The organism is Pseudomonas sp. TH08, assembly GCF_016651275.1.
Lineage (GTDB): Bacteria > Pseudomonadota > Gammaproteobacteria > Pseudomonadales > Pseudomonadaceae > Aquipseudomonas.
Genome location: NZ_JAEKEE010000001.1, coordinates 1,559,932 through 1,586,403 on the forward strand (window position 1 = coordinate 1,559,932; position 26,472 = coordinate 1,586,403).

The window sequence follows — 26,472 nt, forward strand, 5'->3', positions numbered from 1 at the left end:
AGATGAGCAGACAGTTGAAACTCGGCGCGTTTCTTATGGCCACCGGGCACCATGTGGCGGCGTGGCGTCATCCTGACGTGCCTGCCAATGCCGGTCTGGATTTCGCCCATTACAAGCGGCTGGCGCAGATTGCCGAGGCGGCGAAATTCGATACGTTGTTCGTCGCTGACAGCGTCGCCGCGCCGACCCAGGACATCGCCAGCCGCATGGCGCGCTCCGATCACTTCGAACCGCTGACGTTGCTTTCGGCGCTCAGTGCCGTGACCGAACACATCGGCCTGATTGCCACGGCGACCACCAGTTACAACGAGCCGTACCACGTAGCGCGTAAATTCGCTTCGCTCGATCACCTGTCGGGTGGGCGTGCGGGATGGAATCTGGTGACCTCGGACAACGCTGCCGAGGCGCTGAATTTCGGTCGTGATGAACATATCGGCCACGCTGAGCGCTACAGCCGCGCCCGCGAGTTTCATCAGGTGGTGACCGGGCTTTGGGACAGTTGGGAGGACGATGCGTTTGTTCGCGACAAGGCCAGTGGCGCGTATTACGACCCTTCGAAACTGCATGTGCTGGATCACGTCGGCGAGCACTTTCGGGTCAAAGGCCCGCTGAACGTTGCGCGCTCACCGCAAGGGCAACCGGTGATCGTCCAGGCCGGCTCTTCCGAGACCGGGCGTGAGCTGGCAGCGCAGACGGCTGAAGTGGTGTTCACCGCGCAGACCTCATTGGCCAACGCTCAGGCGTTCTACGCCGACCTCAAAGGACGCCTGCCCAAGTACGGCCGCAGCGCCGAGTCGCTGAAAATCATGCCCGGGGTATTTGTCGTGGTCGGGCAGACGGAAGCCGAAGCGCAGGAAAAATGTGAAACGTTTCAGCAATTGGTCGAACCGGAGGTTGGCGTCGCCTTGCTTGGGCGTATGCTGGGCAACTTCGACTTGTCGAAGTACCCGTTGGACGGGCCGTTGCCGGAGTTGCCGCTGACCGAAAGCGGCCAGCAGAGTCGGCAGAAATTGCTCACCGAACTGGCTGGCCGCGAGAACCTGACGCTGGCCGAACTGGGCCGCAGGATTGCCGGCGGGCGAGGGCATTACAGCCTGGTCGGTACGCCCGAGCAGATCGCTGATCGCTTGCAGGAATGGTTCGAACAGGGCGCAGCAGATGGTTTCAATGTGCTGGTGCCGCACCTGCCGGGCGGGCTCGAGGATTTCGCCAATGGCGTAGTCCCGGAACTGCAGCGGCGCGGGTTGTTCAGAACCGAGTATGAGGGCCGGACGTTGCGCCAGAACCTTGGCCTCGCCCGACCCGGCAACAGATTTGCGTGATTGATAGAGCTGTTGTGGTGAGGGGATAAATCCCCTCACCACAAAAGTGTTCGACTTCAGATGACCAAAAGACAGACAAGAGAGGATTCGATGACTTACACCGCTGCCGAAAACCGCTACGACTCCATCCCTTACCGCCGCGTTGGCCGCAGCGGTCTGGTACTGCCAGCGCTGTCGCTGGGCCTGTGGCACAACTTCGGCGACAGCACGCCGATCGATACCCAGCGCGCCTTGCTGCGCACCGCGTTTGACCTGGGCATCAACCACTTCGACCTGGCCAACAACTACGGCCCGCCGTACGGCAGCGCCGAGATCAACTTCGGTCGCCTGCTGCGTGAAGATTTCAAGCAATACCGCGACGAACTGATCATCTCCAGCAAGGCCGGTTGGGACATGTGGCCAGGCCCATACGGCCAGGGCGGCGGTTCGCGTAAATACGTGCTGGCCAGCCTCGACCAGAGCCTGCAACGCCTCGGTCTCGACTACGTGGATATCTTCTATTCGCACCGCTTCGACCCGGATACCCCGCTGGAAGAAACCGCCAGCGCCCTCGCCACTGCCGTGCAACAAGGCAAGGCGTTGTACATCGGTATCTCGTCGTATTCCGGGGTGAAAACCCGCGAAATCGCTGCGCTGCTGAAAGAGTGGAAAGTGCCGCTGTTGATCCATCAACCGGCGTACAACCTGCTCAATCGTTGGGTGGAAAAGGATCTGCTCGATACCACCGAAGAGCTCGGCACGGGCGTCATCGCGTTCACCCCGCTGGCGCAAGGCTTGCTCACCGACAAATACCTCAACGGCGTACCGGAAGATGCGCGGGTCAATCGTCCGGGCGGCGGATCGTTGCAGGCTTCGCACTTGTCCGAGGCGAACATCGCTCACGTGCGTGCTTTGAACGAGATCGCCAAACGCCGTGGCCAGAGCCTGGCGCAACTGGCGCTGGCGTGGACGCTGCGTGATCCACGGGTGACCTCGGCACTGATCGGTGCGAGTCGGCCGGAGCAGATTATCGAGAACGTCGGGGCGTTGAAGAACCTCAGCTTCAGTGCTGAGGAATTGGTGGAGATTGACCGGTTTGCCCAAGAGGGCGGGATCAATCTTTGGGAGAAGCCTTCGACGGCGGAATAAGTAACTGGCGCCTAATTAGTAGGCGCCTGTCCCTCAGCATTCGCGAGCAGGCTCGCTCCCACATTGAAATGCGCATTCCTGTGGGAGCGAGCCTGCTCGCGAAAGGGCCGGTGGATACAATGAAAACCTGGGCACTTAGCGGAAGAAAGGCACATCCCCCAACACCGTCGCCCGCTGCATCACCCGCCGCGCCGGGCGGTAATCATCCACCGCGTAATGCTGCGTCACGCGGTTATCCCAGAACGCAATGTCGTCTTTCTGCCAGCGCCAGCGAATGGTGAATTCCGGCCGCGTCGCGTGAGCAAACAAAAACTTCAGAATCGCCTCGCTCTCGGTTTCCGACAGCTCATTGATCTTCGACGTGAAGCCTTCGTTGACGAACAACGAGCGCCGTCCACTGACCGGATGTGTACGAATCACCGGGTGCGACAGCGGTGGGTTCTTGCGCCGTGCTTCTTCCCACTGCGCCAGCGCTTCAGGCGTATTGCCGTAACGCTCCAGCGGAAACGAGCGAGTGAAATCGTGAGTCGCCGTCAGCCCTTCGAGCAAGCTTTTCATCGGCGCCGACAATGCTTCATACGCCGCAATCCCGCTGGCCCACAAGGTGTCGCCACCAAACTCCGGCAGCAACTTGGCGCTGAGCACCGCGCCCATCGCAGGCGTCGGCAGGAAGGTTACGTCGGTGTGCCAGATCGCGTTGTCACGGACGTCGGTGACGGCGGTGTCGAGGATCAGCACTTCTGGCTGCTCCGGCACGTTCGGGTAGATCGGATGGATGTGCAGGTCGCCGAAATACGCGGCGAAACGTGCTTGTTGTGACGGCTCGATTGGCTGATTACGGAAGAACAGCACCTGATACTTGAGCAGCGCCTGTTCGATGGCGTCGCGGTGTTCCAGGCTCAATGGTTGGCTGATGTCGACGCCGCTGATCTGGGCGCCAAGGGCTGAGCTTAACGGGATGATGTTGAGGCTGCTCATGGTCTTCTCTTCGAATTCCAGATAACCACCGTGTAGGAGCTGCCGCAGGCTGCGATCTTTTGATGTGTTCTTTTAAAAAGCGGATCAAAAGATCGCAGCCTGCGGCAGTTCCTACAGAGGGGATTAAAAAATGCTTTAGTGCGCCTGGCCGTGCCATGGCACCAGTTTGCGTTGCAGGGCGCGCAGGCCCATTTCCATGGCGAAGGCGATCAAGGCGATGACCAGAATCCCCAGCACCACCACGTCGGTGACCAGGAACTGCGCGGCCGATTGCACCATGAAGCCCAAGCCGCTGGTGGCAGCGATCAGTTCGGCGGCGACCAGCGTCGACCAGCCAACACCCAGGCCAATGCGCACGCCAGTCAAGATGTCCGGCAGGGCGCTCGGCAAAATCACATGACGAATGAGCTGTATGCGGGTCGCGCCCAACGACTGCGCCGCGCGCAATTTCGCCGGATCAACCGTGCGCACACCGGTAGCGGTAGCGATGGCGATCGGGGCGAAAATCGCCAGGTAGATCAGCAGCACTTTCGACAACTCGCCGATGCCGCACCAGATCACGATCAACGGCAGATAGGCCAGTGGCGGAATCGGCCGGTAGAACTCGATCAGCGGATCAAGGATGCCGCGGGCGATGCGGTTGGCGCCGATGGCAATACCCACCGGCACGGCGGTCAGAATCGCGAAGCCAAGACCCAGGCCGATGCGGCTCAGGCTCGCGCCCAAGTGCTGCCACAACGTCGAATCCATGTAGCCCGTGGTTGCCAGCAACCAGCCTTTTTGCAGCACCGCCGATGGTGGCGGCAGGAACAACGGTTCGATCAAACCGCTGGCCGTGACAGCCCACCAGATTGCCAGCAAAGCGAATAGCGTCAGCAGGCTGATCCAGCGCGTGCTGAGGCTGCGGCGAACGGGAATGGCCACCGAAGTGGTGACGGGTTTTACTGCCGCCGAGGAAACGTCGTAGCTGCTCATGCGCGCTCCTGCCGCTGAACGGCACTGCGTTGCGAGAACACTTTGCTCAGCACGTGTTCGCGGGTTTCGATAAAGCGCGGGTCGGATTTGATCGCCCGTGCGGATTCGCCAGCGGCGTAGCGCTGACCGAAATCCAGATGCAGGCGCTCAACGATTTGTCCCGGATTCGGCGCGAGCAGAATCAGGTCAGTGGCGAGGAACACCGCTTCTTCAATGTCGTGGGTAATCAGGAAAACCGGCTTGGCGGTGCGTTGCCAGACTTGCAGCAACAGCTCCTGCATCTGTTCGCGGGTGAACGCATCGAGTGCGCCGAAGGGCTCGTCCATCAGCAATACGCGCGGGTCGGCGGCGAGGGCGCGGGCGAGGCCGACGCGTTGTTTCTGGCCACCGGAGAGTTGCCAGATACGGCGGCTTTCGAAGCCGGAAAGGTCAACCAGCGCGAGCATGTCGCGGGCGATCTTTTCGCGTTTGCCCTTGGCGACGCCGGCCAGTTCCAGACCGAACGCAACGTTGGCCAGCACGTCCTGCCAGGGCAGCAGGGCATCGTCCTGGAACACTACGCCACGCTCGGCGCTTGGGCCTTTGACCGGCACGCCGTCGAGGGTGATGCGCCCGGCGCTCGGTTCGACGAAACCGGCAATCAGGTTCAACAGCGAAGTCTTGCCACTGCCGGACGGGCCGAGGGCGACCAGCAATTGCTGAGGCCCCAGAGTCAGAGAAATATCCGCCAGCACCGGTTCCGGGCTGCCCGGGTACTGTGCGCTGATGCGCTCCAGCTGTAGCAAAGCCATCGCGGTTAACTCCCGATCAATTGGTGATGTATTTGGCGCTGACGTACGGTGCGTAGTCCGGCAGAACGGCTTCGACTTTGCCTTGCTCCTTGAGGAACGCGGCGGTGTCGGTGATGGCTTTGGTGGTCGGTGCGCCGAGGTCGCTGACCTGATCCGCCGCCAGTGGGTAGACGTTGCCTTGCAGCAGCAGTGGAATGTCGCTGGCCTTGGCGCCGGAGAGTTTCACCAGTTTGTCGACGTTGGATTGATCGGCGAGCCAGGCTTTCGGGTCTTTGCGGTAATCGGCGTAGGCATCGAGGGTGACCTTGGCGAACGCGGTGACGATTTCCGGGTGCTTCTCGGCGAAGTCTTTGCGCACGATCCACGCATCGAAGGTCGGCGCGCCAAACTTGGCCAGCTCACCGGAGGTGATCAGCACTTTGCCGTTTTCCTTGGCCACGCCGAGTGCCGGATCCCAAACGTAAGTGGCGTCGATATCACCGCGTTTCCACGCGGCGATGATCGCTGGCGGCGCGAGGTTGAGCACGGTGACTTTCGACGGATCGATGTTCCAGTGCTTCAGCGCCGCGAGCAGGCTGTAGTGACCGGTGGACACGAACGGCACGGCGATTTTCTTGCCGATCAGATCTTGCGGCGTCTTGATGCCAGAGCCGTCGCGGGCGACGAGTGCTTCGGCGGCGCCGATCTGGGTGGCGATGAGGAAAGTTTCGACCGGGACTTTGCGGGTGATCGCAGCGGTCAGCGGGCTCGAACCGAGATAGCCGATCTGCACGTCGCCGGAGGCGATGGCGGCGATGATGTCGGCGCCGTTGTCGAACTTGCGCCAGGCGATATCGGCTTTGGTGGCTTTTTCGTAAGCGCCGTCGGCCTGGGCGACTTTCGCTGGGTCAACGGTGGTTTGATAGGCGACGGTGAGGTCGGCGGCCTGAGCCAGAAAACTCGCGGCAGCCAGGGAGGCTACGGCGAGCAGGCGAAGCGGAAAATTCAGTTTCATTGAAAAGCTCCATATCAGGCGACCGAGCGTCGGCGTGAAAGGAGACTAAATGATCTAAGAATCAGTAAATAAATAACTTTTTCGAATGAGCTTATGAGCGGAAAAATCTAAGCCTTAGGGGCAACTGGCGCTTTTGTGGCGAGGGGATTTATCCCCGTTCGGCTGCGCAGCAGCCGTAAGACCTTCCTGTGCGGTGTATCGGATAAATCGCGTATCTGGCTTTTGGGGCTGCTGCGCAGCCCAACGGGGATAAATCCCCTCGCCACAGGAACCTGTCAGCACACAATTTGTGTTCTGACAGATCAGTTACTGATCGCCAGAATGCTCGCCTGATACGACCCGACAAACACGTCGAAATCGCCGACTTCGTTCTGCTCCAGCTCAGCCTGAGCCGCCAGAGAAGTACGAGCCAACTCCTCGAATTTCGCCTGCTCATCTGCCCCCAGTGGCTCGCTATGGAAAAACTCGGCGTGCGCCTGGCTCTGGCGCAGCGAGAACTGCGCGAAGCTCTCCTTGTGCTCGGCCATCGCCGCCAACACCTGTGCCGACGGCGTCAGGGACGGATCGCGGACCTTCGCTAGTTGTGCGTCCAGCGCCTTGCTGTGCGCATCGCCGCCATGGCTCTGATCGAGCAGCGCGGCCAGCGGAGCGATTTGCTCCAGCAACTCGGCCGCCCAAGCCTTCATCTCGACCGCCTGACCATCACGCTGCAGCTGCAGACCCGGACGACGACCTTCCTTGACCACGCTGAGGAAGTTCGAGGTTGCGTTGCTGCAGCTGGTGTTGGTCAGCAGCGGGCTGTCGTTGAGTGCGCAAAACAGCAGGAATGCGTCGAGGAAGCGCGACTCGGTCAGGTCGATGCCCATCGGCAGGAACGGGTTGATGTCCAGGCAGCGCACTTCGACGTACTGAATGCCACGGGCCACCAACGCCTGAATCGGCCGCTCGCCGGTATAGGTCACGCGTTTCGGGCGGATGTTGGAGTAGTACTCGTTTTCGATCTGCAGGATGTTGGTGTTGAGCTGCACCCACTCGCCATCCTTGTGCGTGCCGACTTCGACGTACGGCGCGTAGGGCGTGGCCACGGCTTTGCGCAGGCTGTCGGTGTAACTCGCCAGATCGTTGTAGCACGGTGTCAGGCCAGCCTGGGCGTTGCTCTGGTAACCGAGGTCGCTCATGCGCAGGCTGGTCGCGTAAGGCAGGTACAGCGTGTCCGGATCGAGTTGTTCCAACTGATGCGAACGACCGCGCAGGAAACCCGCGTCTAGCGCCGGCGAAGCACCAAAGAGGTACATCAGCAGCCAGCTGTAGCGACGGAAATTACGGATCAGCGCGATGTAGGAGACCGACTGGTAATCGCGGTCAGTGCCGACAAAACCTTCGGCTTCCTTAAGCAACGGCCAGAGCTTTTCCGGCAGGGAAAAATTGTAGTGAATCCCGGCAATGCACTGCATGGTCTTGCCATAACGCAGGGCCAGGCCCTTGCGGTAGACGTACTTGAGCTGACCGATGTTGGAGGTGCCGTAATAGGCGATCGGGATATCTTCCTCGGCCGGCAACGGGCACGGCATCGATGGACTCCACAGGTACTCGTTGCCGAGTTTGCTGTAGGCAAAGCGGTGAATCTTGTCCAGGCTCGCCAGCGTATCCGCAGGATCCGGCAGGGCGGGCGTGATGAATTCCAGCAGCGACTCGGAGTAGTCGGTGGTGATTTGTTCGTTGGTCAGCGCGGAACCCAAGGCTTCGGGGTGCGGCGTTTGCGCCAGGCGACCTTCGCTGGTTACGCGCAGGCATTCACGTTCGATACCGTGCAGGCACTGCTCGAGCAGAGAGAGGTTAGCGCGCTCGCCGAGCAGAGCCAGGCGGCGGTTGAGAAGTTCGCTCAATTTGGATTCCTTCACGCGTCAGTCGCCCCAATATGGGGGTGGGCAGGACGGTCTACAAGGGTGAAGTTGAAACTGGCGTTATCGCCTGGTTTTTGAGCCATAACGGCCCGTGTCGATTGCCAACTTCACTCCTTGAATCTGGCTATTGCGCGCACGGAAAAGTTCGACGCCGCAGACGCAGCGCCGAAATTAACTCAAATTGATGACCGGTAGCTACAGGACAGCGAACGTGCCTTGCGCTTTTGCGACCAGTTTGTCGCCCTGCATCACGTCGGCTTCAACCACCAAAGTGCGGCGGCCCGGGTGGATTACCCGCGCCGTGCACAGCACCTCGCCGTCGGAAACGGCGCGGATATAGTTGATCTTGCACTCGATGGTCGCGCTCTGCTGATCGAAGCCATGCACGCTGGAGCAGGCCAGCCCCATCGCGATATCGACCAGACTGAACAGCGCGCCACCGTGCAATTTGCCGCCGCGATTGCGCAGTTCGGGTTCCAGCACCAGGGCGACTTGCGCCACCCCGGTTTCCAGGCTGTGCAGGCGGCAGCCCAACAGCTTGAAAAACGCGCTCTCGACGAGCCCGGCCGGAATTTCCATCAGCGTTTCTTCAACTGCTTGGCGTTGGCGAACAGCGAGGCCATCGCATTGTTCACCGGCGCGGCGGTGGCGGTTTCCTTGCGTGGCGTGTTGTTCGAAGGCTGGCGTTGCGCCGAGCCCTGACGCGAGCCACGGGCACCGTCGATTTTCTCGCCCGGGGTGTCGCCCATGCGCATCGACAGGCCAACGCGTTTGCGCGGGATGTCGACTTCCATGACCTTCACTTTCACCACGTCACCGGCCTTCACCGCTTCACGTGGATCCTTGATGAACTTCTCCGACAGCGCCGAGATGTGCACCAGACCGTCCTGATGCACGCCGATGTCGACGAATGCGCCGAACGCAGTCACGTTGGTCACAACGCCTTCGAGGATCATCCCCAGTTGCAGGTCTTTGAGGTCTTCGACGCCTTCCTGGAACTCGGCAGTCTTGAACTCCGGACGCGGGTCGCGGCCCGGTTTTTCCAGCTCCTGGATAATGTCGGTCACGGTCGGCAGACCGAAGGTCTCGTCGGTGAACTTCTTCGGATCCAGACGCTTGAGGAAACTTGCATCACCGATCAGTGAGCGGATGTCGCGGTCGGTTTCAGCGGCAATGCGCTGCACCAGCGGATAGGCCTCCGGGTGAACCGCCGAGGAATCCAGCGGGTTGTCGCCGTTCATCACACGCAAGAAACCGGCGGCCTGTTCGAAGGTTTTCTCGCCCAGACGCGCGACTTTCTTCAGCGCTGCACGGGTCTTGAACGCGCCGTGTTCATCACGGTGAGCGACGATGTTTTGCGCCAGGGTCGCGTTGAGGCCGGAGATGCGTGCCAGCAGCGCCACCGAAGCGGTGTTCACATCAACGCCGACGGCGTTCACGCAGTCCTCGACCACAGCATCCAGGCCACGCGCCAGTTTCAACTGCGAAACGTCGTGCTGGTACTGGCCGACACCGATGGATTTCGGATCGATCTTCACCAGTTCAGCCAGTGGATCCTGCAAACGACGAGCGATGGACACTGCGCCACGGATCGACACGTCCAGGTCCGGGAATTCCTTGGCCGCCAGTTCCGATGCCGAGTACACCGAAGCACCGGCCTCGGAGACCATGACCTTGGTCATCTTCATCGCTGGATATTTTTTGATCAGCTCGATCGCCAGTTTGTCGGTCTCGCGGCTGGCGGTGCCGTTGCCGATGGCGATCAGGTCAACCGAGTGCTTGGCGCACAGGGCGGCCAGAATGGCGATGGTCTGATCCCACTTGTTGTGCGGCACGTGCGGGTAGACCGTGGCGTGATCGAGCATCTTGCCAGTCGAATCGACCACGGCCACTTTGCAGCCGGTTCGCAGGCCCGGGTCGAGGCCCAGGGTCGCGCGGGGGCCGGCCGGCGCGGCCAGCAGCAGGTCGTGCAGGTTGTGCGCGAAAACGTTGATCGCTTCGGTTTCGGCACCGTCACGCAGTTCACCGAGCAGGTCGGTTTCCAGGTGCGTGTAGAGCTTGACCTTCCAGGTCCAGCGCACCACTTCGCCGAGCCATTTGTCGGCTGGGCGGTTCTGGTTCTGGATATTGAATTGCTGGCCGATCATGCCCTCGCACGGATGCATGGTGCCTGGCAGTTCGTCGCCGACTTTCAGCGCAGAGCTGAGGATGCCTTCGTTGCGGCCACGGAAAATCGCCAGCGCGCGGTGCGACGGCATGCTTTTCAGCGGTTCGTCGTGTTCGAAGTAATCGCGGAACTTGGCGCCTTCCTCTTCCTTGCCAGCGATCACGCGGGCACTGAGGATGGCTTCCTGTTTCAGGTAGCTACGCAGTTTTTCCAGCAGGCTGGCGTCTTCAGCGAAGCGTTCCATGAGGATGTATTTGGCGCCTTCGAGGGCTGCCTTGACATCGGCCACGCCTTTTTCGACGTCGACGAAGCGAGCGGCTTCGGTTTCCGGGGCCAGGTTCGGGTCGTTGAACAGTCCGTCCGCGAGGTCGCCGAGGCCGGCTTCCAGGGCAATCTGGCCCTTGGTGCGGCGCTTTTGCTTGTACGGCAGGTACAAGTCTTCGAGACGGGTTTTGGTATCGGCGAGCTTGATATCGCGCTCAAGGGCAGGGGTGAGTTTGCCCTGCTCTTCGATGCTGGCGAGGATGCTGATACGCCGTTCGTCGAGTTCTCGCAGGTAGCGCAGACGCTCTTCCAGATGACGCAACTGCGTGTCATCGAGGCTGCCAGTGACTTCTTTCCGGTAACGGGCGATGAAGGGAACGGTAGAGCCTTCATCGAGTAGCGCGACGGCCGCTTCGACCTGTTGTGGGCGTACGCCGAGTTCCTCGGCGATGCGGCTGTTGATGCTGTCCATAAAACCACCTGACATATTGTGAAAGCAGGCTCGCAGGCACGGAAATAAAGGCCCGGAGTCTGGTTGAGCGGCATGAAGATGGCCGCTGCCTGGGTCAAGAGGCAGCCCATTGACCCGTGAAATCGAACAATTACTGCGGTTGCCATGAAAATAAATGGCTGCCACCTGCGGTAACGATTCAGACGTTGCCTGGCACAAAACGCCGCGCATTATAACCAGCGTTCTGTCATTCGGGGGCGTTGCAGTCTGTAGGCATAAACCCCGGTTTTATGGCAGTGAAGGAAAAATCTGCTAACAATGCACACGGTGCGTATAACGGCAGCTACGCCATAATGCGCGCCGAGCTAAAAGGAGCATCTAATGAGCAGCACTGCAAACAATGCTGAAGGCGAAAAAATTCTTATTGTTGATGACGATCCGGGCCTCAGCAGCCTGCTGGAACGGTTCTTCGTCAGCAAGGGCTACCGCGCCCGTACTGTCCCGAACACCGAGCAGATGGATCGTCTGTTGTCGCGTGAAGTTTTCAATCTGGTCGTTCTCGACCTGATGCTGCCTGGCGAGGACGGTTTGACCGCCTGCCGCCGTTTGCGGGCTGCAAATAACCAGATTCCGATCATCATGCTCACCGCCAAGGGCGACGAGCTGAGCCGCATCAAGGGCCTGGAACTGGGCGCCGACGATTATCTGGCCAAGCCGTTCAACCCGGACGAGCTGATGGCCCGCGTCAAAGCCGTCCTGCGTCGTCAAGCGGCGCCTGTGCCGGGCGCACCGGGCAGTGAAGACGAAAGCGTGACCTTCGGTGACTACGAGCTGTCCCTGGCCACCCGCGAACTGAAGCGCGGCGACGAAGTGCACATGCTCACCACCGGTGAGTTTGCGGTACTCAAGGCCTTGGTGATGAACGCGCGTCAGCCATTGACCCGCGACAAGCTGATGAACCTGGCCCGTGGCCGCGAGTGGGATGCCCTCGAGCGTTCCATCGACGTACAGATCTCGCGTCTGCGCCGGATGATCGAGCCTGATCCGTCCAAGCCGCGCTACATCCAGACTGTCTGGGGCGTGGGCTACGTGTTCGTACCGGATGGCGCCGCCACCAAGTGATCGGCGATTTGTAGGAGCGGGTCTGCTGGGTGCTGGTCGAATGGCCATGCCCGCAGACTCGCAATCCGCAATATGCGAGCATTGCTCGCTCCTGCAAGTGTGTAGCGGTTATTGATGAAAACCCCCGTCTGGTTCCCCCAAAGTTTTTTCTCCCGCACCCTCTGGCTGGTGCTCATCGTCGTGCTGTTTTCCAAGGCGCTGACCCTGGTTTATCTGTTGATGAACGAGGACGTGCTGGTGGACCGCCAATACAGCCACGGCGTCGCCCTGACGCTGCGTGCCTATTGGGCCGCCGACGAAGAAAACCGCGCGAAGATCGCTGATGCCGCGACTCTGATCCGGGTGGTGGGCGCCGGTGTGCCGGAAGGTGAACAGCATTGGCCGTACAGCGAAATCTACCAACGACAAATGCAGGCGGAACTCGGTGCCGACACTGAAGTGCGCTTACGCATGCACTCGCCACCGGCGCTGTGGGTGCGCGCGCCGAGCCTTGGCGATGGCTGGTTGAAGGTTCCGCTGTATCCACATCCGTTGCGCGGCCAGAAGATCTGGAACGTGCTCGGCTGGTTCCTGGCGATTGGTTTGCTGTCGACGGCGTCGGCGTGGATTTTCGTCAGTCAGCTCAACCAACCCTTGAAGCGTCTGGTCTATGCCGCCCGGCAACTCGGTCAGGGCCGCAGCGTGCGCTTGCCGATCAGCGACACGCCAAGCGAAATGACCGAGGTTTATCGCGCCTTCAACCAGATGGCAGAAGATGTCGAACAAGCTGGGCGCGAGCGCGAGCTGATGCTGGCCGGGGTATCCCATGATTTACGCACGCCGTTGACTCGCTTGCGCCTGTCGCTGGAATTGATGGGCGACCGCAACGACCTGACCGACGACATGGTGCGTGACATCGAAGACATGGACGCGATTCTCGACCAGTTCCTCGCGTTCATTCGCGATGGTCGTGATGAGTCGGTGGAAGAGGTCGATCTGAGTGATCTGGTGCGTGAGGTGGCAGCACCGTACAACCAGAATGAAGAGAAAGTCCGGCTGCGTCTGGAACCGATCCAACCGTTTCCGCTGCGTCGGGTGTCGATGAAGCGTCTGTTGAACAACCTGATTGGCAACGCCTTGAACCACGCTGGCAGCAGTGTGGAAGTCGCCGCCTATGTGTCCGGTGATGTCAGTGCACCGTATGTGGTGCTGAGCGTCATGGACCGTGGCGCGGGGATCGATCCTTCGGAACTGGAGGCGATTTTCAACCCGTTTACCCGAGGGGATCGGGCGCGGGGCGGCAAGGGCACAGGGTTGGGACTGGCGATTGTGAAGCGGATTGCTTCGATGCATGGCGGCAATGTTGAGTTGCGTAACCGCTCCGGTGGTGGACTGGAGGCGCGGGTGCGCTTGCCGCTGGGGTTGATGCTGCCACGGGATGCCGTTTAGAGATCGGTTTTTGCAGCGCGGCTGATGGCCTCTTCGCGAGCAGGCTCGCTCCCACATTTGAATGCATTACCCTGTGGGAGCGAGCCTGCTCGGCGAAGGCGGCCAATCAGTCGCCAGATCTCTAACGGATTAGCCTTTGCCTTTGGTGCGAGTCATGTTCGGCCCGCCATTCTTCTCAAGATGCTCGATGATGATCCCCGCCACATTCTTGCCGGTGGTGGTTTCGATCCCTTCCAGTCCCGGCGACGAGTTCACTTCCATCACCAGCGGCCCGTGATTGGAACGCAGGATATCCACACCCGCCACCGACAACCCCATGACCTTTGCCGCACGCAACGCAGTCATGCGTTCTTCCGGCGTAATCTTGATCAGGCTGGCACTGCCGCCTCGATGCAGATTGGAGCGGAACTCACCCGGTTTGGCCTGACGCTTCATCGCCGCGATCACCTTGTCGCCGACCACGAAGCAACGAATGTCGGCGCCGCCAGCTTCCTTGATGTATTCCTGAACCATGATGTTCTGCTTCAGGCCCATGAATGCCTCGATCACCGACTCCGCCGCCGTCGCGGTTTCGCACAGCACCACGCCAATACCCTGGGTGCCTTCCAGTACCTTGATCACCAGCGGCGCGCCGTTGACCATGTCGATCAGGTCGGGAATATCATCCGGCGAGTGGGCGAATCCGGTCACCGGCAAACCGATGCCGCGACGCGACAGCAATTGCAGTGAACGCAGTTTGTCCCGCGAGCGGGCAATGGCTACCGACTCGTTGAGCGGGAACACTCCCATCATTTCGAACTGGCGCAACACCGCGCAACCATAAAACGTCACCGACGCACCGATGCGCGGAATCACCGCATCGAAGCCTTCCAGTGGCTTGCCGCGATAGTGGATCTGCGGCTTGTGGCTGGCGATGTTCATATAGGCGCGCAACGTGTCGATCACTACCATTTCATGCCCGCGCTCGGTTCCGGCTTCGACCAGACGGCGGGTGGAATACAGACGCGGGTTCCGCGACAGCACAGCGATCTTCATGCAACACCTGTGGAGGAGGTAGATACCGGGAACACCGGCTTGTCTTGTACATATTTAATGCCCGGGTTGACCACCAACTGGCCATCGATCAGGGCTTTGGAACCGAGCAGCAGGCGATAACGCATGGATTTGCGGCAGGCGAGAGTGAACTCGACCGACCACACCCGATCACCGAGGGCCAGGGTGGTGCTGATCACGTAGCGCACCTGGGCATGGCCGTTCGAGCTTTTGATGGTTTTGCGCGTGACCAGCGGTGCTTCGCAGCGCCGATGACGCAACTGCACCACCGTGCCCAGATGCGCTGTGAAACGCACCCACTTCTCACCGTCACGCTCGAACGGCTCGATGTCGGTGGCATGCAGGCTGGAGGTGCTGGCGCCGGTGTCGATCTTCGCCCGCAGGCCCGCGACTCCCAAATCCGGGAGCGCCACCCACTCGCGCAGACCGACAACGGTCAAATGGTCAAATGTCTTCAATAGAAAAAACCAACGATTAACGCGTCCAGGCCTCAGGTGACACCTGGGCCAACGCTTTGAATGCAGGTTTGGCGAACCAGAACCCCTGCATCAGAAATATTCCACAGTCCGCCAGGAAATCCCGTTCACCGGCGCTCTCGATACCTTCGGCGATGACTGTAACGTCCAACTCCGCACAGATTGTGACAATCCCCCGGACGATCGTCTGGCGGACACGGTCGTGATCGACATCGCGGATCAGCGCCATGTCGAGTTTGATCAGGTCCGGTTGGAAATCAGCCAGCAGATTGAGCCCCGAATAACCGGCACCGAAATCATCGATGGCGGTCTTGAAGCCGAATTCGCGGTATTCACGCAGAATATTGGTCAAATGGCGATAGTTATCTACGTGCTCGCTTTCCAGGGTTTCGAAAATCAGTCGGTCGATCGGGAAATTGTGCTTTTTGGCCGCCTCCAGGGTGCTGCGAATGCATAACTCTGGACGATAGACGGCGTTGGGCATGAAGTTGATCGACAAGTGTGTCTGCATATTAAGGTTGGCCGCGCCTTCGATGGCACGGGTCCGGCAGAGTTGGTCGAAACGGTAGCGGTTGTCTTCTGTAACCTGATCTAACACCGTCATTGCGCCTTCACCGGCGAGACCACGGACCAGCGCCTCATGGGCGAAAATCGACTGGTCGCGCAGATCGACGATAGGTTGGTAGGCGAAGTCAAAATCGAAACCCAGCGGGTCGCTTTGTTGACAACCCTGGCATCCGGCCTTGGGCGAGGTTAATGAAGAGGGGAATTTAGTCACTCGATCACTCCATGCCGCTGAACCGGCGAAGATCACAGTCTATCTGGAGGGCCGAATTCTTGCGCCCGACAGAAACGGTAGTACAGTTCCGACTACTGGCTGAACGAGGAATTCATATGGCACAAAAAAGCGACGAGGACGACAAGGTCCGCCTCGACAAGTGGCTATGGGCAGCGCGTTTTTACAAAACCCGCGCCTTGGCCAAAGCCGCCATCGAGAGTGGCAAGGTGCATTGTCGGGGCGAGCGCTGCAAGCCTGGCAAAGAGCCACGCATTGGCGATGAGTTCGAGATTCGTATGGGGTTCGAAGTGCGCACCGTGAAGGTCGAGGCGTTATCGGTTGTCCGTCGAGGCGCACCTGAGGCGCAGACCTTGTATGCGGAGACCGAAGTGAGTATTGCCAAGCGTGAAGCGGCTGCGGCGATGCGCAAGGCGGGTGCACTGGGCATGAGCACCGACGGCAAGCCGAGCAAAAAGCAGCGGCGGGATTTGTTCAAGTTTCGTGGCAGCAGCCACGACGAGTAGGTTGTGCCAAGCACCGATGTGGCGAGGGAGCTTGCTCCCGCTCGGCTGCGCAGCAGTCGTAAATCCATCCAACGCGGTATTTTTGATACACCACGGTGGATGGATTAGGAGTCCTTCGGCCTCCAGCGGGAGCAAGCTCCCTCGCCACAGGATCGATGCAAGGACTCAGTTTGCGGTTCGCACCACACTCATCCGCGAAACCAGCGGCAATTTGCCCAGCAGATTGAAGATCGGCGAAGTCACCTTCAGCCAGAAATTCGCAGCGTGATAAGCAAACGGTGTGTAATAACCCCAGCCCAATGCCCACACCGCCAGCAACACGCCACCGATGTAATCGTCCTGGCCCCAATGCGCCCCCGCGACCAAACGCGGCAGCATGAACAACACCGCCAGTCCCCAAACGCTCAGAAACTGCCCAATCGTACGACTGAACACGCCCATGAACAGCGCCCAGATCAACAACACCGAAGCGTGGTCACCCGGAAAACTCTGGCTCGAGCGATCTTTAATTTCCCAGGTTTTTTCCAGATTCGGGAAGTAATCACTGATGTGCACCGCGCCTTCCAGCACCATCGACGGACTGCTGTGTTGCCAATCCATATAGTCGGCGAACTTGGAAAACAGCGCGCGAATCACCACCATCAACAGCAGGATCGACAGAAAACCGAAAAAAGCCCGGCGCACGTCGATCGCCTTGAACACCCAGTCGCCCTTGATCAGCAGCGTCAGCAGAATCAGCCCGACGACGATGTCGAACGGCCGCATACTTGCAATTGCCCAGATGTGGAGCCATATCGGGTTGCTGGCCAGCGGTGCATTGAGCGAGCGAAACAGCCACTCGTCGAAAATCACACACAGCGCGTTGCCCGTAGGCCATAACCAGAAAGCCAGTAGCGCTAATGGCACTACGTTGCACAGAACCAGCCGGCCGAGGTTCCACCTTGATTGGAACAAACCCGGATTGTTCATAAAATGCCTCCAATGGCTGAACAGTCAGCACCAAAAAATATGCCGAGAAGCGCAAATTTTCACGGTTTGTAACCATTTTGTCACCACATTCAGATACCCAGACCTATGACCGACCTACCGGATACCGATTTCACCCAACGCTTCATCTTCGATGACAGCGACACCCGCGGCGAACTGGTGGCGCTTGAGCGCAGCTACGCCGAAGTCCTCGCCAAGCACCCGTACCCGGAGCCGGTGGCGCAATTGCTGGGCGAACTGATGGCGGCCGCCTCGTTGCTGGTGGGCACCCTCAAGTTCGACGGCTTGCTGATTCTGCAGGCGCGCTCCGAAGGACCGATTCCGATGCTGATGATCGAGTGCTCCAGCGAGCGCGATATCCGTGGCCTGGCGCGTTATCACGCCGAGCAGATCGCGCCGGACGCGACCCTCGCCGACCTGATGCCGAACGGCGTTCTGGCGTTGACTGTCGACCCGACTGTCGGCCAGCGCTATCAGGGCATCGTCGACCTCGACGGCGAAACCCTGTCCGATTGCTTCACCAACTACTTCGTCATGTCGCAACAGGTTGGCACCCGCTTCAAGCTGTTTGCCGACGGCCGTCGTGCTCGTGGCCTGCTGCTGCAACAACTGCCGGCTGACCGTCTGAAAGATGAAGAAGATCGCGCCGCCAGCTGGCAGCACATCACCGCGCTGGCCACCACCCTGACCGCCGATGAATTGCTCAGCCTGGACAACGAAACCGTGCTGCATCGCCTCTACCACGAAGAGCAGGTGCGTCTGTTCGATGTGCAGAATCTGCGCTTCCGTTGCAGCTGCTCGCGGGATCGCTCGGGCAATGCGCTGGTCAGTCTGGGGCTGGAAGACGCGCAAGCATTGGTCGCCGAACAGGGTGGCACCGTCGAGATCGATTGCCAGTTTTGCAACGAGCGTTATCTGTTCGACGCAGCCGATATTGCTCAATTGTTCGCTGGCGCAGGTGTCGACACGCCGTCAGATACCCGGCACTAAAACGGTTCAGCGCAGGTAAATTCACTGCGTAACGACGGAATATCGCCGTTACGACGGGAGGACCCTACTCTTTTTGGGCGTTTCTGGCATAATCCGGCCCACTTTTTGTCGCGGTAGTAGTGCACGACTTTCTACTACAAAACGTTTGGAGCACACTCGGCCACTGGCCGACGGGGAATCTCATGACGCAAGCCAATAACGCCGTGTACACCGATCTGAGTGTCGATGATCTGGTAAAAGAAGCTTTGAATCGCGGTGAGGGCGAGCTTGCCGATACCGGCGCTCTGGTTGTTCGCACCGGTCACCGCACCGGTCGTTCGCCTGTTGACCGTTTCATCGTTGAAGAGCCTTCCACCCAGGCCGCTATCGCCTGGGGCCCGATCAACCGCAAGTTCCCGGCCGACAAGTTCGATGCCCTGTGGGCTCGCGTCGAGGCATTCAACAACGCGCAAGAGCACTTTGTTTCCCACGTGCATGTAGGCGCGGCTGAAGATCACTACCTGGCCGTGAAAATGACCACTCAGACTGCCTGGCAGAATCTGTTCGGTCGTTGCCTGTTCATCAACCCGGCCCAGTACAACCCGGCTGGCCGTGAAGAATGGCAAGTGCTCAACGTCGCCAACTTCGAGTGCGTGCCTGAGCGTGACGGCACCAACTCCGACGGTTGCGTGATCCTCAACTTCGCCCAGAAGAAAGTGTTGATCGCCGGCATGCGTTACGCCGGTGAAATGAAGAAAGCCATGTTCTCCGTGCAGAACTTCCTGCTGCCGGCCGCTGACGTGCTGCCAATGCACTGCGCAGCCAACATCGGCGAAGAAGGCGACGTGACACTGTTCTTCGGTCTGTCGGGCACCGGTAAAACCACCCTGTCGGCTGATGAAAGCCGTTACCTGATCGGTGACGACGAACACGGCTGGGGCGAAGGCGTTGTCTTCAACATCGAAGGCGGTTGCTACGCCAAGTGCATCGACTTGTCCGAGAAGAACGAGCCGGTTATCTGGAAAGCCATCAAGCACGGCGCTGTGCTGGAAAACGTCGTCATCGACGACGCCAAGCACGCCGACTACGCCGATGTCAGCCTGACCCAGAACAGCCGCGCCGCTTACCCGCTGGAGCACGTTGCCAAGCGTTCCGAGCAGAACCTGGGCGGCGAGCCAAACGCTGTTATCTTCCTGACCTGCGACCTGACCGGCGTACTGCCGCCAGTGTCGATCCTCAACGAAGAACAAGCGGCCTACCACTTCCTGTCCGGCTACACCGCCCTGGTGGGCTCGACTGAAATGGGTTCGGGTAGCGGCATCAAGTCGACCTTCTCCACCTGCTTCGGCGCACCGTTCTTCCCGCGTCCGGCTGGCGAATACGCAGAGTTGCTGATCAAGCGCATCCGCGGTTTCGGCTCCAAGGTCTATCTGGTCAACACCGGCTGGACCGGCGGTGGCTACGGCGTCGGCAAACGCTTCAACATCCCGACCACCCGCGCGGTGATCGCAGCGATCCAGAGCGGCGCGCTGATCGGTGCTGCAACCGAACACCTCGACACCATCAACCTCGACGTGCCACTGGCCGTACCGGGCGTTGAAACCAACCTGCTCAACCCACGCAACACCTGGGCTGACAAGGCTGCGTACGACGAGGCTGCCAAGGCATTGGCCGGTCTGTTCATCGAGAACTTCAAGAAGTTCGAAGTGAGCGACGCGATCAAGGCTGCTGGGCCGAAGTTGTAAGACTTAGTTCTGGTGAGTGAAAAAGCCGCCTCTTGAGGGCGGCTTTTTTGTGGGTGATTAGAAGGTACGAAAAGCAGGCGCCATCCTTTCTTGTTCACGTCTGGACATCCCGAGCGCATTGGCGATCTCCGGCCAAAGACTGATCACGTCTTGAGTGCGCTCAATGATGTCTGCTGAATCCTCGCGGCTAACCCGAAAATACGCCGCCACTTCCCTCGCCAACTCCAAATCCAAAGCGTTGTCAGAGTCCGTGATGTTCAGCTTCAACCCATCCGCATGCGCCACCGGATTCATGTCATACGCTGCCGACAATCGCCATCCCCGACCAGGATCCAGAATAAAACCATGGTTGCGGAGGTGGTCGTCGGTGTTTGAGACCAGGATGTTGAAGACGATTCGTGACCATAGTTCACGGAGGTCTGCGTTGGGTTCTGAGCCGTGTTCCATGATTACTTCTGCCAACTCTAGATAGCTGGCGCCGGTTGAGGCATCGTCGCCGTCGACGCGGTTGGTCATGGTCATAGCTGATGCGAAGTGATGTCGCCCGCTGCGTTCGGTTCGGTCGAAACGCTTCACCAAAAAGCAGTGGTGATCGCTCGCGTAGCGTCGGGCTGTGCCGGTCGCTACGCGTAACCCACAGTTGACTGCCAAAGCGTTCACGACCATTTCCCAACCACCGACATCGTAGTCATCTCTCGTACTTGGGAATTTGGCGATCCACAATTGGCCGAATTCGTCGACGACGCTGGCCTTCGGTCTGGCGCCGCCCAGTGAGCCGCCCGGTGCGATGAGCATTCTTAGCCATTCGCGGCCATCGATGGCTGTGTTGTCCCTATCGTTTTCCAGGGCGAGACTTGCCTGTTCCAGCGCGCGTAGCTCGACAAAAGGTGGAGCGGCAACGCCGTCGCGGTCGTCGAGGAAGTTGCCTTCGTCATTGAGTTTGTAGCGAAGGGCACCGACACGGAACAGGTCGTGCACGCCAAGCAGGTAATCGGATTCAAACAACTTGCTGTTGCTGGGAACCAAGCCGTCGCGAATGTCCCTTTCCAAACGGCGTTTCATCAGCAGTTGGCCCCAACGATCGGGGCTTGAGTCTGCAAAGACGCCAAAGCGGCTCTGATGTTCGCCGGGGAATTGGCGGCCTTCGAAGGGGCCGATGCGCGGGTCTAGAGTTATGGAACTCAACTCGGGATCGGCCAACGCCTTAGGGTCGTACTCAAATTCGAACACGTTGGTGTTGCGTGTTTTCCTTGCATGCAGAAATCCGAGGCGTCTGGCGCCTTTCAAGGATTCCCAGTCTGCATAAACAGCAATCAGCGTCATTCTTCACCTGTTGGGGGGCCGGCCTTTTTCTTCTTGTTCAAAAGGCTGGATAGTGAGTGTGTGTTGAATGGGAAGTCAGCCGGAATTTTCGTGGTAGTGGCGGCATCGATAACATTTGAAGTCCCGACGTGTTCGGATGCGCCCTTTTTTGCCGCACTGGCTGCTCGTACTCGCTGGGGCTTTTTCGCTGCGGATCGTGTTGCAGGCATTAACTGCGCATCCTGCAATTGGCGACCCATTTCATCGGCTGCAGCCAGTTTGTTCAGATCCTTTTCCAGCCCCAGCACTTGCATCACCGACAGGTAGGCGCCGATGGTTACGCCTGATCCACCTGACTCAAGATGGCGCAAGGTCGTCAGCGACATGCCTGATCTTTCGGCGACCTGCTTGGCCGTCAATTTGCGGCGTAGGCGAGCCAGCTTCAGTCGTTCACCAAGGTCAACCAAAAGCCGAGCAGTGGAGGGCAAGAGCGGCGCTGTTTTCTTGGCCATGTGGCAGTATTCCTTCATTTTTTAACCATAACTGCCAGAATAATAGCACTTAAGCTGAAGGACGCTGTTTGCCGCCAGACCTTTGAAAAACGAAGTTAAGTGGCATTATTCCATCTGTTTCCGGTTGATATAGCTAGAATACTGCCACTTTAACGTTAGCATTTCCTCGAGTCAGTCCGGTTTTTGCCGGTACTTTTCGAGAACCTCCATACGTGAGGAAAGTGGCTTTTCAGCATCGGCAGGGGTGGTTTCAAAACCTTCAATACTTAGGCTAGCCGAGTAGTTTGACCGGCGCACCTTGTCGTAATGGGCCTGCTTTTGCTGAAACGTCAAAACGCTCGTGTCAGCATTCGAGCCTGAATCGCGATGCGTTTTGCGTAAGATTTCGCCCATTTCGATAACGCTTTCCATCAGCTCATCAAAGAATTTGCTCATGGTTGCTCCCATGTTTGATTAGCGTTTTTTTGATCGCTCTCACAGAGTGCATAAGAGCGATACGATCACTCAATTTCAGGCTGGAGCTTTCCAGTTGAGCATTTGCTGCTGCGCGACTTGCAGCAGATCACATCCATCCTGCGCCAGTAGATAGAGGGCGTGCGTGATGTGGGGGATGTCTTCGATGTCGGCTTGTTTGAAGCAGAGGCAGTAGAGGGTTTGCAGCAGGTCGCTGGAGGCGCGCAGGCGTTGGACGGCGCATTCGAGGATGTCTTGTGGGTTAGCCGCTGTATCGATGATCAGGGGCTTGGTTTCGGTGAGATTGGATTCGAGTGGGCGGTAGCGATCGGTGGTTAATTGATTCCATGTTTTCAATTTGTTGATCCTCAAAAGCTTCAGGTGAAGCCACCACATCGTGACCAAGCGACAGGAGGCGACTGTGTTCGGGTTGGTCAACCGGTGAGGATCGTGCACATACCCGGCACACCCGGAGGTGTCCCAAACACAGTCACCATAAACTGCAGGCAAATGAGTGCCGGCAGCATACAGCGCATGCGTATACACGATCCAATCGGGTGACCAAACCCGAGCCGCTGATTTGGCAGCGACAGCCACGACTATAGAGATCAGCTACACGAAGCCGATAGAAGACAAGGAGTCTGTCCTTGTAGGAACGGGACGTAGATTTGATAGGTCATCGCCGCTGATCGACCTTCTGTTTTAAACGAGCGCGTTTATCAGCTATCAATGCTCTGACTACCTCATCGGGAATGCCGGGGCGAGGATCATCAAGGCTGGCTTGAACCTGTCGGATGAGCCAAGCCGTGTAGTCATCCTCGTCACTCGGTGGATCGAACTCATCGCTCGTAACATTCATTGTTGGATGCCTGCCCAAAGAGATATAGCGCTGACCTAAAGTGATCTAGCTGTACGCCGGCTGCGCTGGCCTCTGCTTGGCCACTTCAAGCAAGTCGCAGCCGTCCTGTACCAATAGATAAAGCGCATTGACGATGTTGGGAATGTCTTTTACGTCGGCTTGTTTGAAACACAAACAGTAAAGTGTTTCCAGCAGATCGCTGGCGGCGCGCAGGCGTTGATCGGCAGCATCAAGCAGATCGCTGTGGCTGGCGTTGGTGTCGATCACCATGACGGGATTTTCGCTGTAGCAGGTCTTCAGTGGGTGATAACGATTGATCATGGTGAGGCTTGTCCTGTTCGAGGGCGCTCGGGCGGCAGACTGAATATTCAAAGCCGCGCCGGCCACTATAGGAGGCCGCTGGGCAGCGGAACAAGACGGCCGCAATGGACAGTGTTTGTAGGGGTTTTTCCGGGGTTTGAGGAGATGCCCTACGCCATTTATAGAGTTTTTAAAGGCAAAACCCTTAGACGAAAAATTTCCCACGGGTTTGTCAGGCGATTCGCGGTAAACCGCTGTATCGTGCGCGCCAGAATCTGTAGGACGTTTCCAAACGTCTGACACGCGCTTAAAGGGAATTGGGTATGCAATGGCTACGAATGGCCTCGATTTTATTGCTGTGGGCCAGCGGTTGCCGTCTGACGATGGCGTCTGACGCAGGCAACGCATTGATGTTCAACAATCTGCAACGCACAGGTTGGCCGGACGCGCTGTCCAGCCAGACGGACATGGACACTGCCTCGCGGGGTGAGGTGCTGATGTTCGCCAAAGCCCTTTTGGCCAGCGAAGCGCTGGACGAGAAGGGGCTTGAGCAACGACTCGGCGTGCCGCACGTGCAGCTCAAATCGATCAGGCAAGTACGCGATGGATTGTGGGATCGTTTGCTGAGCACCTATCGCAACGCCAGTCAGGATTGTGATGAACAACCCTTCTGCCCGCGAGTGCGCAGCGTGGCTGACTTGCGGCAGTTGGCGGCGGCATTTACTGGCGACATCAGCCCAGCGCATGCGTTGTGGGTGAGCAAGAGCCAGGACGTGCACGAGCAAGTGTTAGACCAGCAACTGCGCGTGGCGGTGTTGCGGCCCTGAACCTCAGGTTTTGTGTTGTTCTGACCGGCCTCTTCGCGAGCAGGCTCGCTCCCACAGGGGGCCGTGGCGTTCAAGTAATCGCTGTATCATTCCGAATCGATTTGGCCCCCGACCTTTTCTCGACTCGCTGCGATCGCCCGCTAGGCTGTTGGCATGGCAGCGGTCAAAGGAGTGACAGCGAATGCACAACACCCTGGAACAGGTTTTTGGTTATCCACAGTTTCGACCCGGACAAGAGGCCGCGATCAGTGCGGTGCTGGCCGGGCGCTCGGCGGCGGCGATTTTCCCCACCGGTTCCGGCAAGTCCCTTTGCTACCAGTTACCGGCGTTGTTGCTGCCCAATCTGACGCTGGTGGTCTCGCCACTGTTGGCGCTGATGCAAGACCAGTTGGCGTTCCTGCAACGCCATGGCATTTCGGCGGGCAGTATCGATTCGGCGCAGAGCCGTGACGACGCCAATGATGTAATGGCCCGCGCCCGTTCGGGCGAATTGAAGATCCTGATGATTTCCGTGGAGCGCTTGAAGAACGAGCGCTTCCGCAACTTTTTGCAGCAGGTGCCGATCTCGTTGCTGGTGGTGGACGAGGCGCACTGCATCTCGGAATGGGGCCACAATTTCCGCCCCGATTACCTCAAGCTGCCGGACTACCAACGCCAGTTCAATATCCCGCAGGCCTTGCTGCTGACGGCTACGGCGACGCCGAAAGTGATCGCCGACATGCAGACCAAATTCGCCATCGCCCCGGAGGATGTGGTCACCACCGGTTTCTACCGGCCCAACCTCAATCTGCTGGTGGAGCCAGTGCGCGGTCAGGACAAGCGCCGACGCCTGGTGGAGTGGATGGCGGCGCGACCAGGGCAGCCGAGCATTGTCTACGTCACCTTGCAGAAAACCGCTGAGCACATCGCCGAACACCTTGGTCGCAACGGGATTCAGGCCGAGGCCTATCACGCCGGTTTGCCTCACGATCAGCGCGAAGGCATTCAGAAACGCTTCATGGCCGGGCAGTCCAATTGCATCGTCGCGACCATCGCTTTCGGCATGGGCATCGACAAGAGCGACATCCGCAATGTCGTGCACTTCGACTTGCCCAAATCGATCGAAAACTATAGCCAGGAAATCGGCCGTGCCGGACGTGACGGGCAGCCGTCGGATTGTCTGGTACTGGCCAACCGCGACAGCCTCAACGTGCTGGAAAACTTCGTCTACGGCGATACACCGGAGCGCGACGGCATTCGTTATGTGCTCGATGAGCTGAAGGCGTCGGTGCCTGAAGGGCAGTGGGAGTTTCTGCTCGGGCCGTTGGCGGATCAGAGCAACATTCGCGCGTTGCCGCTGAAGACCTTGCTGGTGCAGCTTGAGCTGCGCGGATTGATCGCGCCGCGTTACGCCTATTACGCCGAGTACCGTTTCAAATACCTGCTGGAGCCTGAAGCCTTGCTTGAGCGTTTCGAGGGTGAGCGCAGAGATTTCGTCGCGGCAATCATTCAGACATCAAGTCGCGCACGCACCTGGGCCACGGTAAGTTTCGAGGCGATGTACCAGCAGTATTCGGCGGAACGCAACCGGGTGGTGAAGGCGCTGGATTATTTTCAGGAGAAGGGCTGGGTCGAGCTTGAGAGCAAGCAGATGACCGAGGTCTACAGCCTGTTGCAGAGTGAGTTCGACAGCGGCGTTTTGAGCGCTGAGCTGCACGATTATTTCACCCGACATGAACAGACCGAAGTCGCGAGGATTCACGCGATGCTCGAAGTATTCGCCACCGAGCGTTGCCTTGGTTATCGCTTGGCCGAGTACTTTGGTGACCACAATGCACCTGAACGGTGTGGGCATTGCTCGGTGTGTCATGGGCAGGTTGCCCATTTGCCTGCCCCGCCGGAATTGCCCGCGCTTGTGGATAAAAACTTCACGGCGCTGTGCGGAGATTTTATCCACAGGCATGAGCAACACACCGGCAGTATTCCGACAGCGGAGCGGCTTACACGGTTTCTGTGCGGGATCAGCGTGCCGCTCTTCACGAAGCTCAAGGCGCGGACGATTGCTGGCTATGCGACGTTGGAGGAGTATCCGTATGCCGAGGTGCGTGGATGGGCCCAGGAACATCTCTGAGGTTTTATCCATCTGCTGAATGTCGATCATCACGGTAATAAACTTCAAAAAGC

General features: G+C 58.9%; 26 protein-coding genes. 9 read left to right on the plus strand and 17 right to left on the minus strand.

Features of this window, described 5'->3' with window-relative positions; translation table 11 throughout:
- Positions 1-2 precede the first annotated feature (2 nt).
- The gene (locus JFT91_RS07240) at positions 3-1,322 is read left to right on the plus strand and encodes an LLM class flavin-dependent oxidoreductase (RefSeq protein ID WP_201231951.1); all 1,320 of its coding nucleotides are present in this window, start codon (positions 3-5) and stop codon (positions 1,320-1,322) included.
- A gap of 90 nt (positions 1,323-1,412) precedes the next feature.
- Positions 1,413-2,450, plus strand: a complete 1,038-nt coding sequence (mgrA, locus tag JFT91_RS07245; RefSeq protein ID WP_201231952.1) for an L-glyceraldehyde 3-phosphate reductase — start codon at positions 1,413-1,415, stop codon at positions 2,448-2,450.
- Positions 2,451-2,585: 135 nt separating this feature from the next.
- Here the strand turns inward: mgrA and tauD are convergent, their stop codons facing one another.
- From tauD to JFT91_RS07280, 7 genes are all read right to left on the minus strand, one after another.
- Positions 2,586-3,428, minus strand: a complete 843-nt coding sequence (gene tauD / locus JFT91_RS07250) for a taurine dioxygenase (RefSeq protein WP_201231953.1) — start codon at positions 3,426-3,428, stop codon at positions 2,586-2,588.
- Positions 3,429-3,563: 135 nt separating this feature from the next.
- Positions 3,564-4,403: a taurine ABC transporter permease TauC gene (gene tauC / locus JFT91_RS07255; protein ID WP_201231954.1), complete on the minus strand. Its 840-nt coding sequence runs from the start codon at positions 4,401-4,403 to the stop codon at positions 3,564-3,566.
- Positions 4,400-5,194: a taurine ABC transporter ATP-binding subunit gene (gene tauB / locus JFT91_RS07260; protein ID WP_201229869.1), complete on the minus strand. Its 795-nt coding sequence runs from the start codon at positions 5,192-5,194 to the stop codon at positions 4,400-4,402. Before tauB ends, tauC begins: the two co-directional genes overlap by 4 nt.
- Before the next feature lie 16 nt (positions 5,195-5,210).
- Positions 5,211-6,188: a taurine ABC transporter substrate-binding protein gene (gene tauA / locus JFT91_RS07265; RefSeq protein ID WP_201229871.1), complete on the minus strand. Its 978-nt coding sequence runs from the start codon at positions 6,186-6,188 to the stop codon at positions 5,211-5,213.
- A gap of 302 nt (positions 6,189-6,490) precedes the next feature.
- The gene (gene gshA / locus JFT91_RS07270) at positions 6,491-8,074 is read right to left on the minus strand and encodes a glutamate--cysteine ligase (protein ID WP_201231955.1); all 1,584 of its coding nucleotides are present in this window, start codon (positions 8,072-8,074) and stop codon (positions 6,491-6,493) included.
- 213 nt (positions 8,075-8,287) lie between these two features.
- The gene (locus JFT91_RS07275; RefSeq protein WP_201149200.1) at positions 8,288-8,671 is read right to left on the minus strand and encodes a PaaI family thioesterase; all 384 of its coding nucleotides are present in this window, start codon (positions 8,669-8,671) and stop codon (positions 8,288-8,290) included.
- Entirely contained in the window at positions 8,671-10,995 is a 2,325-nt protein-coding gene (locus tag JFT91_RS07280) for a Tex family protein (protein ID WP_201231956.1), read from the minus strand. Before JFT91_RS07280 ends, JFT91_RS07275 begins: the two co-directional genes overlap by 1 nt.
- Positions 10,996-11,355: 360 nt before the next feature.
- Between JFT91_RS07280 and ompR the strand changes: the two genes are divergently transcribed.
- Both ompR and JFT91_RS07290 read left to right on the plus strand, forming a co-directional pair.
- On the plus strand, positions 11,356-12,096 hold the full coding sequence (ompR, locus tag JFT91_RS07285; protein WP_201231957.1) for an osmolarity response regulator transcription factor OmpR: 741 nt from the start codon (positions 11,356-11,358) through the stop codon (positions 12,094-12,096).
- A 114-nt stretch (positions 12,097-12,210) separates the two neighbouring features.
- A complete protein-coding gene (locus JFT91_RS07290) occupies positions 12,211-13,524 on the plus strand; it encodes an ATP-binding protein (RefSeq protein ID WP_103304137.1) in 1,314 nt (437 codons plus the stop codon).
- A 129-nt stretch (positions 13,525-13,653) separates the two neighbouring features.
- On the opposite strand, the gene rimK is transcribed toward JFT91_RS07290, so the two are convergent.
- Genes rimK through rimA form a run of 3 tightly spaced genes read right to left on the minus strand, consistent with a single transcriptional unit; the run spans position 13,654 to position 15,831 of the window.
- A complete protein-coding gene (gene rimK / locus JFT91_RS07295; RefSeq protein ID WP_007952690.1) occupies positions 13,654-14,559 on the minus strand; it encodes a 30S ribosomal protein S6--L-glutamate ligase in 906 nt (301 codons plus the stop codon).
- Positions 14,556-15,035, minus strand: a complete 480-nt coding sequence (gene rimB / locus JFT91_RS07300) for a retropepsin-like aspartic endopeptidase RimB (RefSeq protein WP_064116979.1) — start codon at positions 15,033-15,035, stop codon at positions 14,556-14,558. The genes rimK and rimB overlap by 4 nt, the downstream gene beginning before the upstream one ends.
- Positions 15,036-15,051: 16 nt before the next feature.
- Positions 15,052-15,831: a S6 modification regulatory phosphodiesterase RimA gene (rimA, locus tag JFT91_RS07305; protein ID WP_201232248.1), complete on the minus strand. Its 780-nt coding sequence runs from the start codon at positions 15,829-15,831 to the stop codon at positions 15,052-15,054.
- A 116-nt stretch (positions 15,832-15,947) separates the two neighbouring features.
- On the opposite strand from rimA, the gene hslR reads away from it, so the two are divergent.
- Entirely contained in the window at positions 15,948-16,355 is a 408-nt protein-coding gene (gene hslR / locus JFT91_RS07310; protein ID WP_201229877.1) for an Hsp15 family ribosome-associated heat shock protein, read from the plus strand.
- Positions 16,356-16,520: 165 nt separating this feature from the next.
- Here hslR and JFT91_RS07315 read toward each other — a convergent pair whose 3' ends face one another.
- Positions 16,521-17,324, minus strand: coding sequence for a phosphatase PAP2 family protein (locus JFT91_RS07315; RefSeq protein ID WP_201231958.1), 804 nt, complete (start codon positions 17,322-17,324; stop codon positions 16,521-16,523).
- Positions 17,325-17,429: 105 nt separating this feature from the next.
- Between JFT91_RS07315 and hslO the strand changes: the two genes are divergently transcribed.
- Both hslO and JFT91_RS07325 read left to right on the plus strand, forming a co-directional pair.
- Complete coding sequence (gene hslO, locus JFT91_RS07320) at positions 17,430-18,332, plus strand: Hsp33 family molecular chaperone HslO (protein ID WP_201149185.1); 903 nt, start codon at positions 17,430-17,432, stop codon at positions 18,330-18,332.
- Between the two features lie 182 nt (positions 18,333-18,514).
- Complete coding sequence (locus JFT91_RS07325; protein ID WP_008080486.1) at positions 18,515-20,056, plus strand: phosphoenolpyruvate carboxykinase; 1,542 nt, start codon at positions 18,515-18,517, stop codon at positions 20,054-20,056.
- Between the two features lie 57 nt (positions 20,057-20,113).
- Here JFT91_RS07325 and JFT91_RS07330 read toward each other — a convergent pair whose 3' ends face one another.
- The 6 genes from JFT91_RS07330 to JFT91_RS07350 all read right to left on the minus strand — a co-directional run bounded on the left by JFT91_RS07330 (position 20,114) and on the right by JFT91_RS07350 (position 23,503).
- On the minus strand, positions 20,114-21,379 hold the full coding sequence (locus JFT91_RS07330; protein WP_201231959.1) for a type II toxin-antitoxin system HipA family toxin: 1,266 nt from the start codon (positions 21,377-21,379) through the stop codon (positions 20,114-20,116).
- Positions 21,376-21,870: a helix-turn-helix domain-containing protein gene (locus tag JFT91_RS07335; RefSeq protein ID WP_201231960.1), complete on the minus strand. Its 495-nt coding sequence runs from the start codon at positions 21,868-21,870 to the stop codon at positions 21,376-21,378. The genes JFT91_RS07330 and JFT91_RS07335 overlap by 4 nt, the downstream gene beginning before the upstream one ends.
- A gap of 171 nt (positions 21,871-22,041) precedes the next feature.
- Positions 22,042-22,305: a YhfG family protein gene (locus JFT91_RS30090; protein WP_518524857.1), complete on the minus strand. Its 264-nt coding sequence runs from the start codon at positions 22,303-22,305 to the stop codon at positions 22,042-22,044.
- A gap of 75 nt (positions 22,306-22,380) precedes the next feature.
- A complete protein-coding gene (locus tag JFT91_RS07345; protein WP_201232250.1) occupies positions 22,381-22,680 on the minus strand; it encodes a hypothetical protein in 300 nt (99 codons plus the stop codon).
- Positions 22,681-22,999: 319 nt separating this feature from the next.
- The gene (locus JFT91_RS29925; RefSeq protein ID WP_347340305.1) at positions 23,000-23,182 is read right to left on the minus strand and encodes an antitoxin PaaA2 family protein; all 183 of its coding nucleotides are present in this window, start codon (positions 23,180-23,182) and stop codon (positions 23,000-23,002) included.
- Positions 23,183-23,227: 45 nt separating this feature from the next.
- Entirely contained in the window at positions 23,228-23,503 is a 276-nt protein-coding gene (locus JFT91_RS07350; protein WP_201231961.1) for a hypothetical protein, read from the minus strand.
- A gap of 302 nt (positions 23,504-23,805) precedes the next feature.
- On the opposite strand from JFT91_RS07350, the gene JFT91_RS07355 reads away from it, so the two are divergent.
- The gene (locus JFT91_RS07355; protein ID WP_201199724.1) at positions 23,806-24,309 is read left to right on the plus strand and encodes a polysaccharide deacetylase; all 504 of its coding nucleotides are present in this window, start codon (positions 23,806-23,808) and stop codon (positions 24,307-24,309) included.
- Between the two features lie 181 nt (positions 24,310-24,490).
- Complete coding sequence (locus JFT91_RS07360) at positions 24,491-26,419, plus strand: RecQ family ATP-dependent DNA helicase (RefSeq protein WP_201231962.1); 1,929 nt, start codon at positions 24,491-24,493, stop codon at positions 26,417-26,419.
- Positions 26,420-26,472 lie beyond the last annotated feature (53 nt).

Bases quoted from the DNA above. Each gene is read 5' to 3' on its own strand.
- JFT91_RS07240 (WP_201231951.1), top strand. From the start codon at position 3: ATGAGCAGACAGTTGAAACTCGGCGCGTTTCTTATGGCCACCGGGCAC.
- mgrA (WP_201231952.1), top strand. From the start codon at position 1,413: ATGACTTACACCGCTGCCGAAAACCGCTACGACTCCATCCCTTACCGC.
- tauD (WP_201231953.1), bottom strand. From the start codon at position 3,428: ATGAGCAGCCTCAACATCATCCCGTTAAGCTCAGCCCTTGGCGCCCAG.
- tauC (WP_201231954.1), bottom strand. From the start codon at position 4,403: ATGAGCAGCTACGACGTTTCCTCGGCGGCAGTAAAACCCGTCACCACT.
- tauB (WP_201229869.1), bottom strand. From the start codon at position 5,194: ATGGCTTTGCTACAGCTGGAGCGCATCAGCGCACAGTACCCGGGCAGC.
- tauA (WP_201229871.1), bottom strand. From the start codon at position 6,188: ATGAAACTGAATTTTCCGCTTCGCCTGCTCGCCGTAGCCTCCCTGGCT.
- JFT91_RS07275 (WP_201149200.1), bottom strand. From the start codon at position 8,671: ATGGAAATTCCGGCCGGGCTCGTCGAGAGCGCGTTTTTCAAGCTGTTG.
- JFT91_RS07280 (WP_201231956.1), bottom strand. From the start codon at position 10,995: ATGGACAGCATCAACAGCCGCATCGCCGAGGAACTCGGCGTACGCCCA.
- ompR (WP_201231957.1), top strand. From the start codon at position 11,356: ATGAGCAGCACTGCAAACAATGCTGAAGGCGAAAAAATTCTTATTGTT.
- JFT91_RS07290 (WP_103304137.1), top strand. From the start codon at position 12,211: ATGAAAACCCCCGTCTGGTTCCCCCAAAGTTTTTTCTCCCGCACCCTC.
- rimK (WP_007952690.1), bottom strand. From the start codon at position 14,559: ATGAAGATCGCTGTGCTGTCGCGGAACCCGCGTCTGTATTCCACCCGC.
- hslR (WP_201229877.1), top strand. From the start codon at position 15,948: ATGGCACAAAAAAGCGACGAGGACGACAAGGTCCGCCTCGACAAGTGG.
- JFT91_RS07315 (WP_201231958.1), bottom strand. From the start codon at position 17,324: ATGAACAATCCGGGTTTGTTCCAATCAAGGTGGAACCTCGGCCGGCTG.
- hslO (WP_201149185.1), top strand. From the start codon at position 17,430: ATGACCGACCTACCGGATACCGATTTCACCCAACGCTTCATCTTCGAT.
- JFT91_RS07325 (WP_008080486.1), top strand. From the start codon at position 18,515: ATGACGCAAGCCAATAACGCCGTGTACACCGATCTGAGTGTCGATGAT.
- JFT91_RS07330 (WP_201231959.1), bottom strand. From the start codon at position 21,379: ATGACGCTGATTGCTGTTTATGCAGACTGGGAATCCTTGAAAGGCGCC.
- JFT91_RS07335 (WP_201231960.1), bottom strand. From the start codon at position 21,870: ATGGCCAAGAAAACAGCGCCGCTCTTGCCCTCCACTGCTCGGCTTTTG.
- JFT91_RS30090 (WP_518524857.1), bottom strand. From the start codon at position 22,305: ATGAGCAAATTCTTTGATGAGCTGATGGAAAGCGTTATCGAAATGGGC.
- JFT91_RS29925 (WP_347340305.1), bottom strand. From the start codon at position 23,182: ATGAATGTTACGAGCGATGAGTTCGATCCACCGAGTGACGAGGATGAC.
- JFT91_RS07350 (WP_201231961.1), bottom strand. From the start codon at position 23,503: ATGATCAATCGTTATCACCCACTGAAGACCTGCTACAGCGAAAATCCC.
- JFT91_RS07355 (WP_201199724.1), top strand. From the start codon at position 23,806: ATGCAATGGCTACGAATGGCCTCGATTTTATTGCTGTGGGCCAGCGGT.
- JFT91_RS07360 (WP_201231962.1), top strand. From the start codon at position 24,491: ATGCACAACACCCTGGAACAGGTTTTTGGTTATCCACAGTTTCGACCC.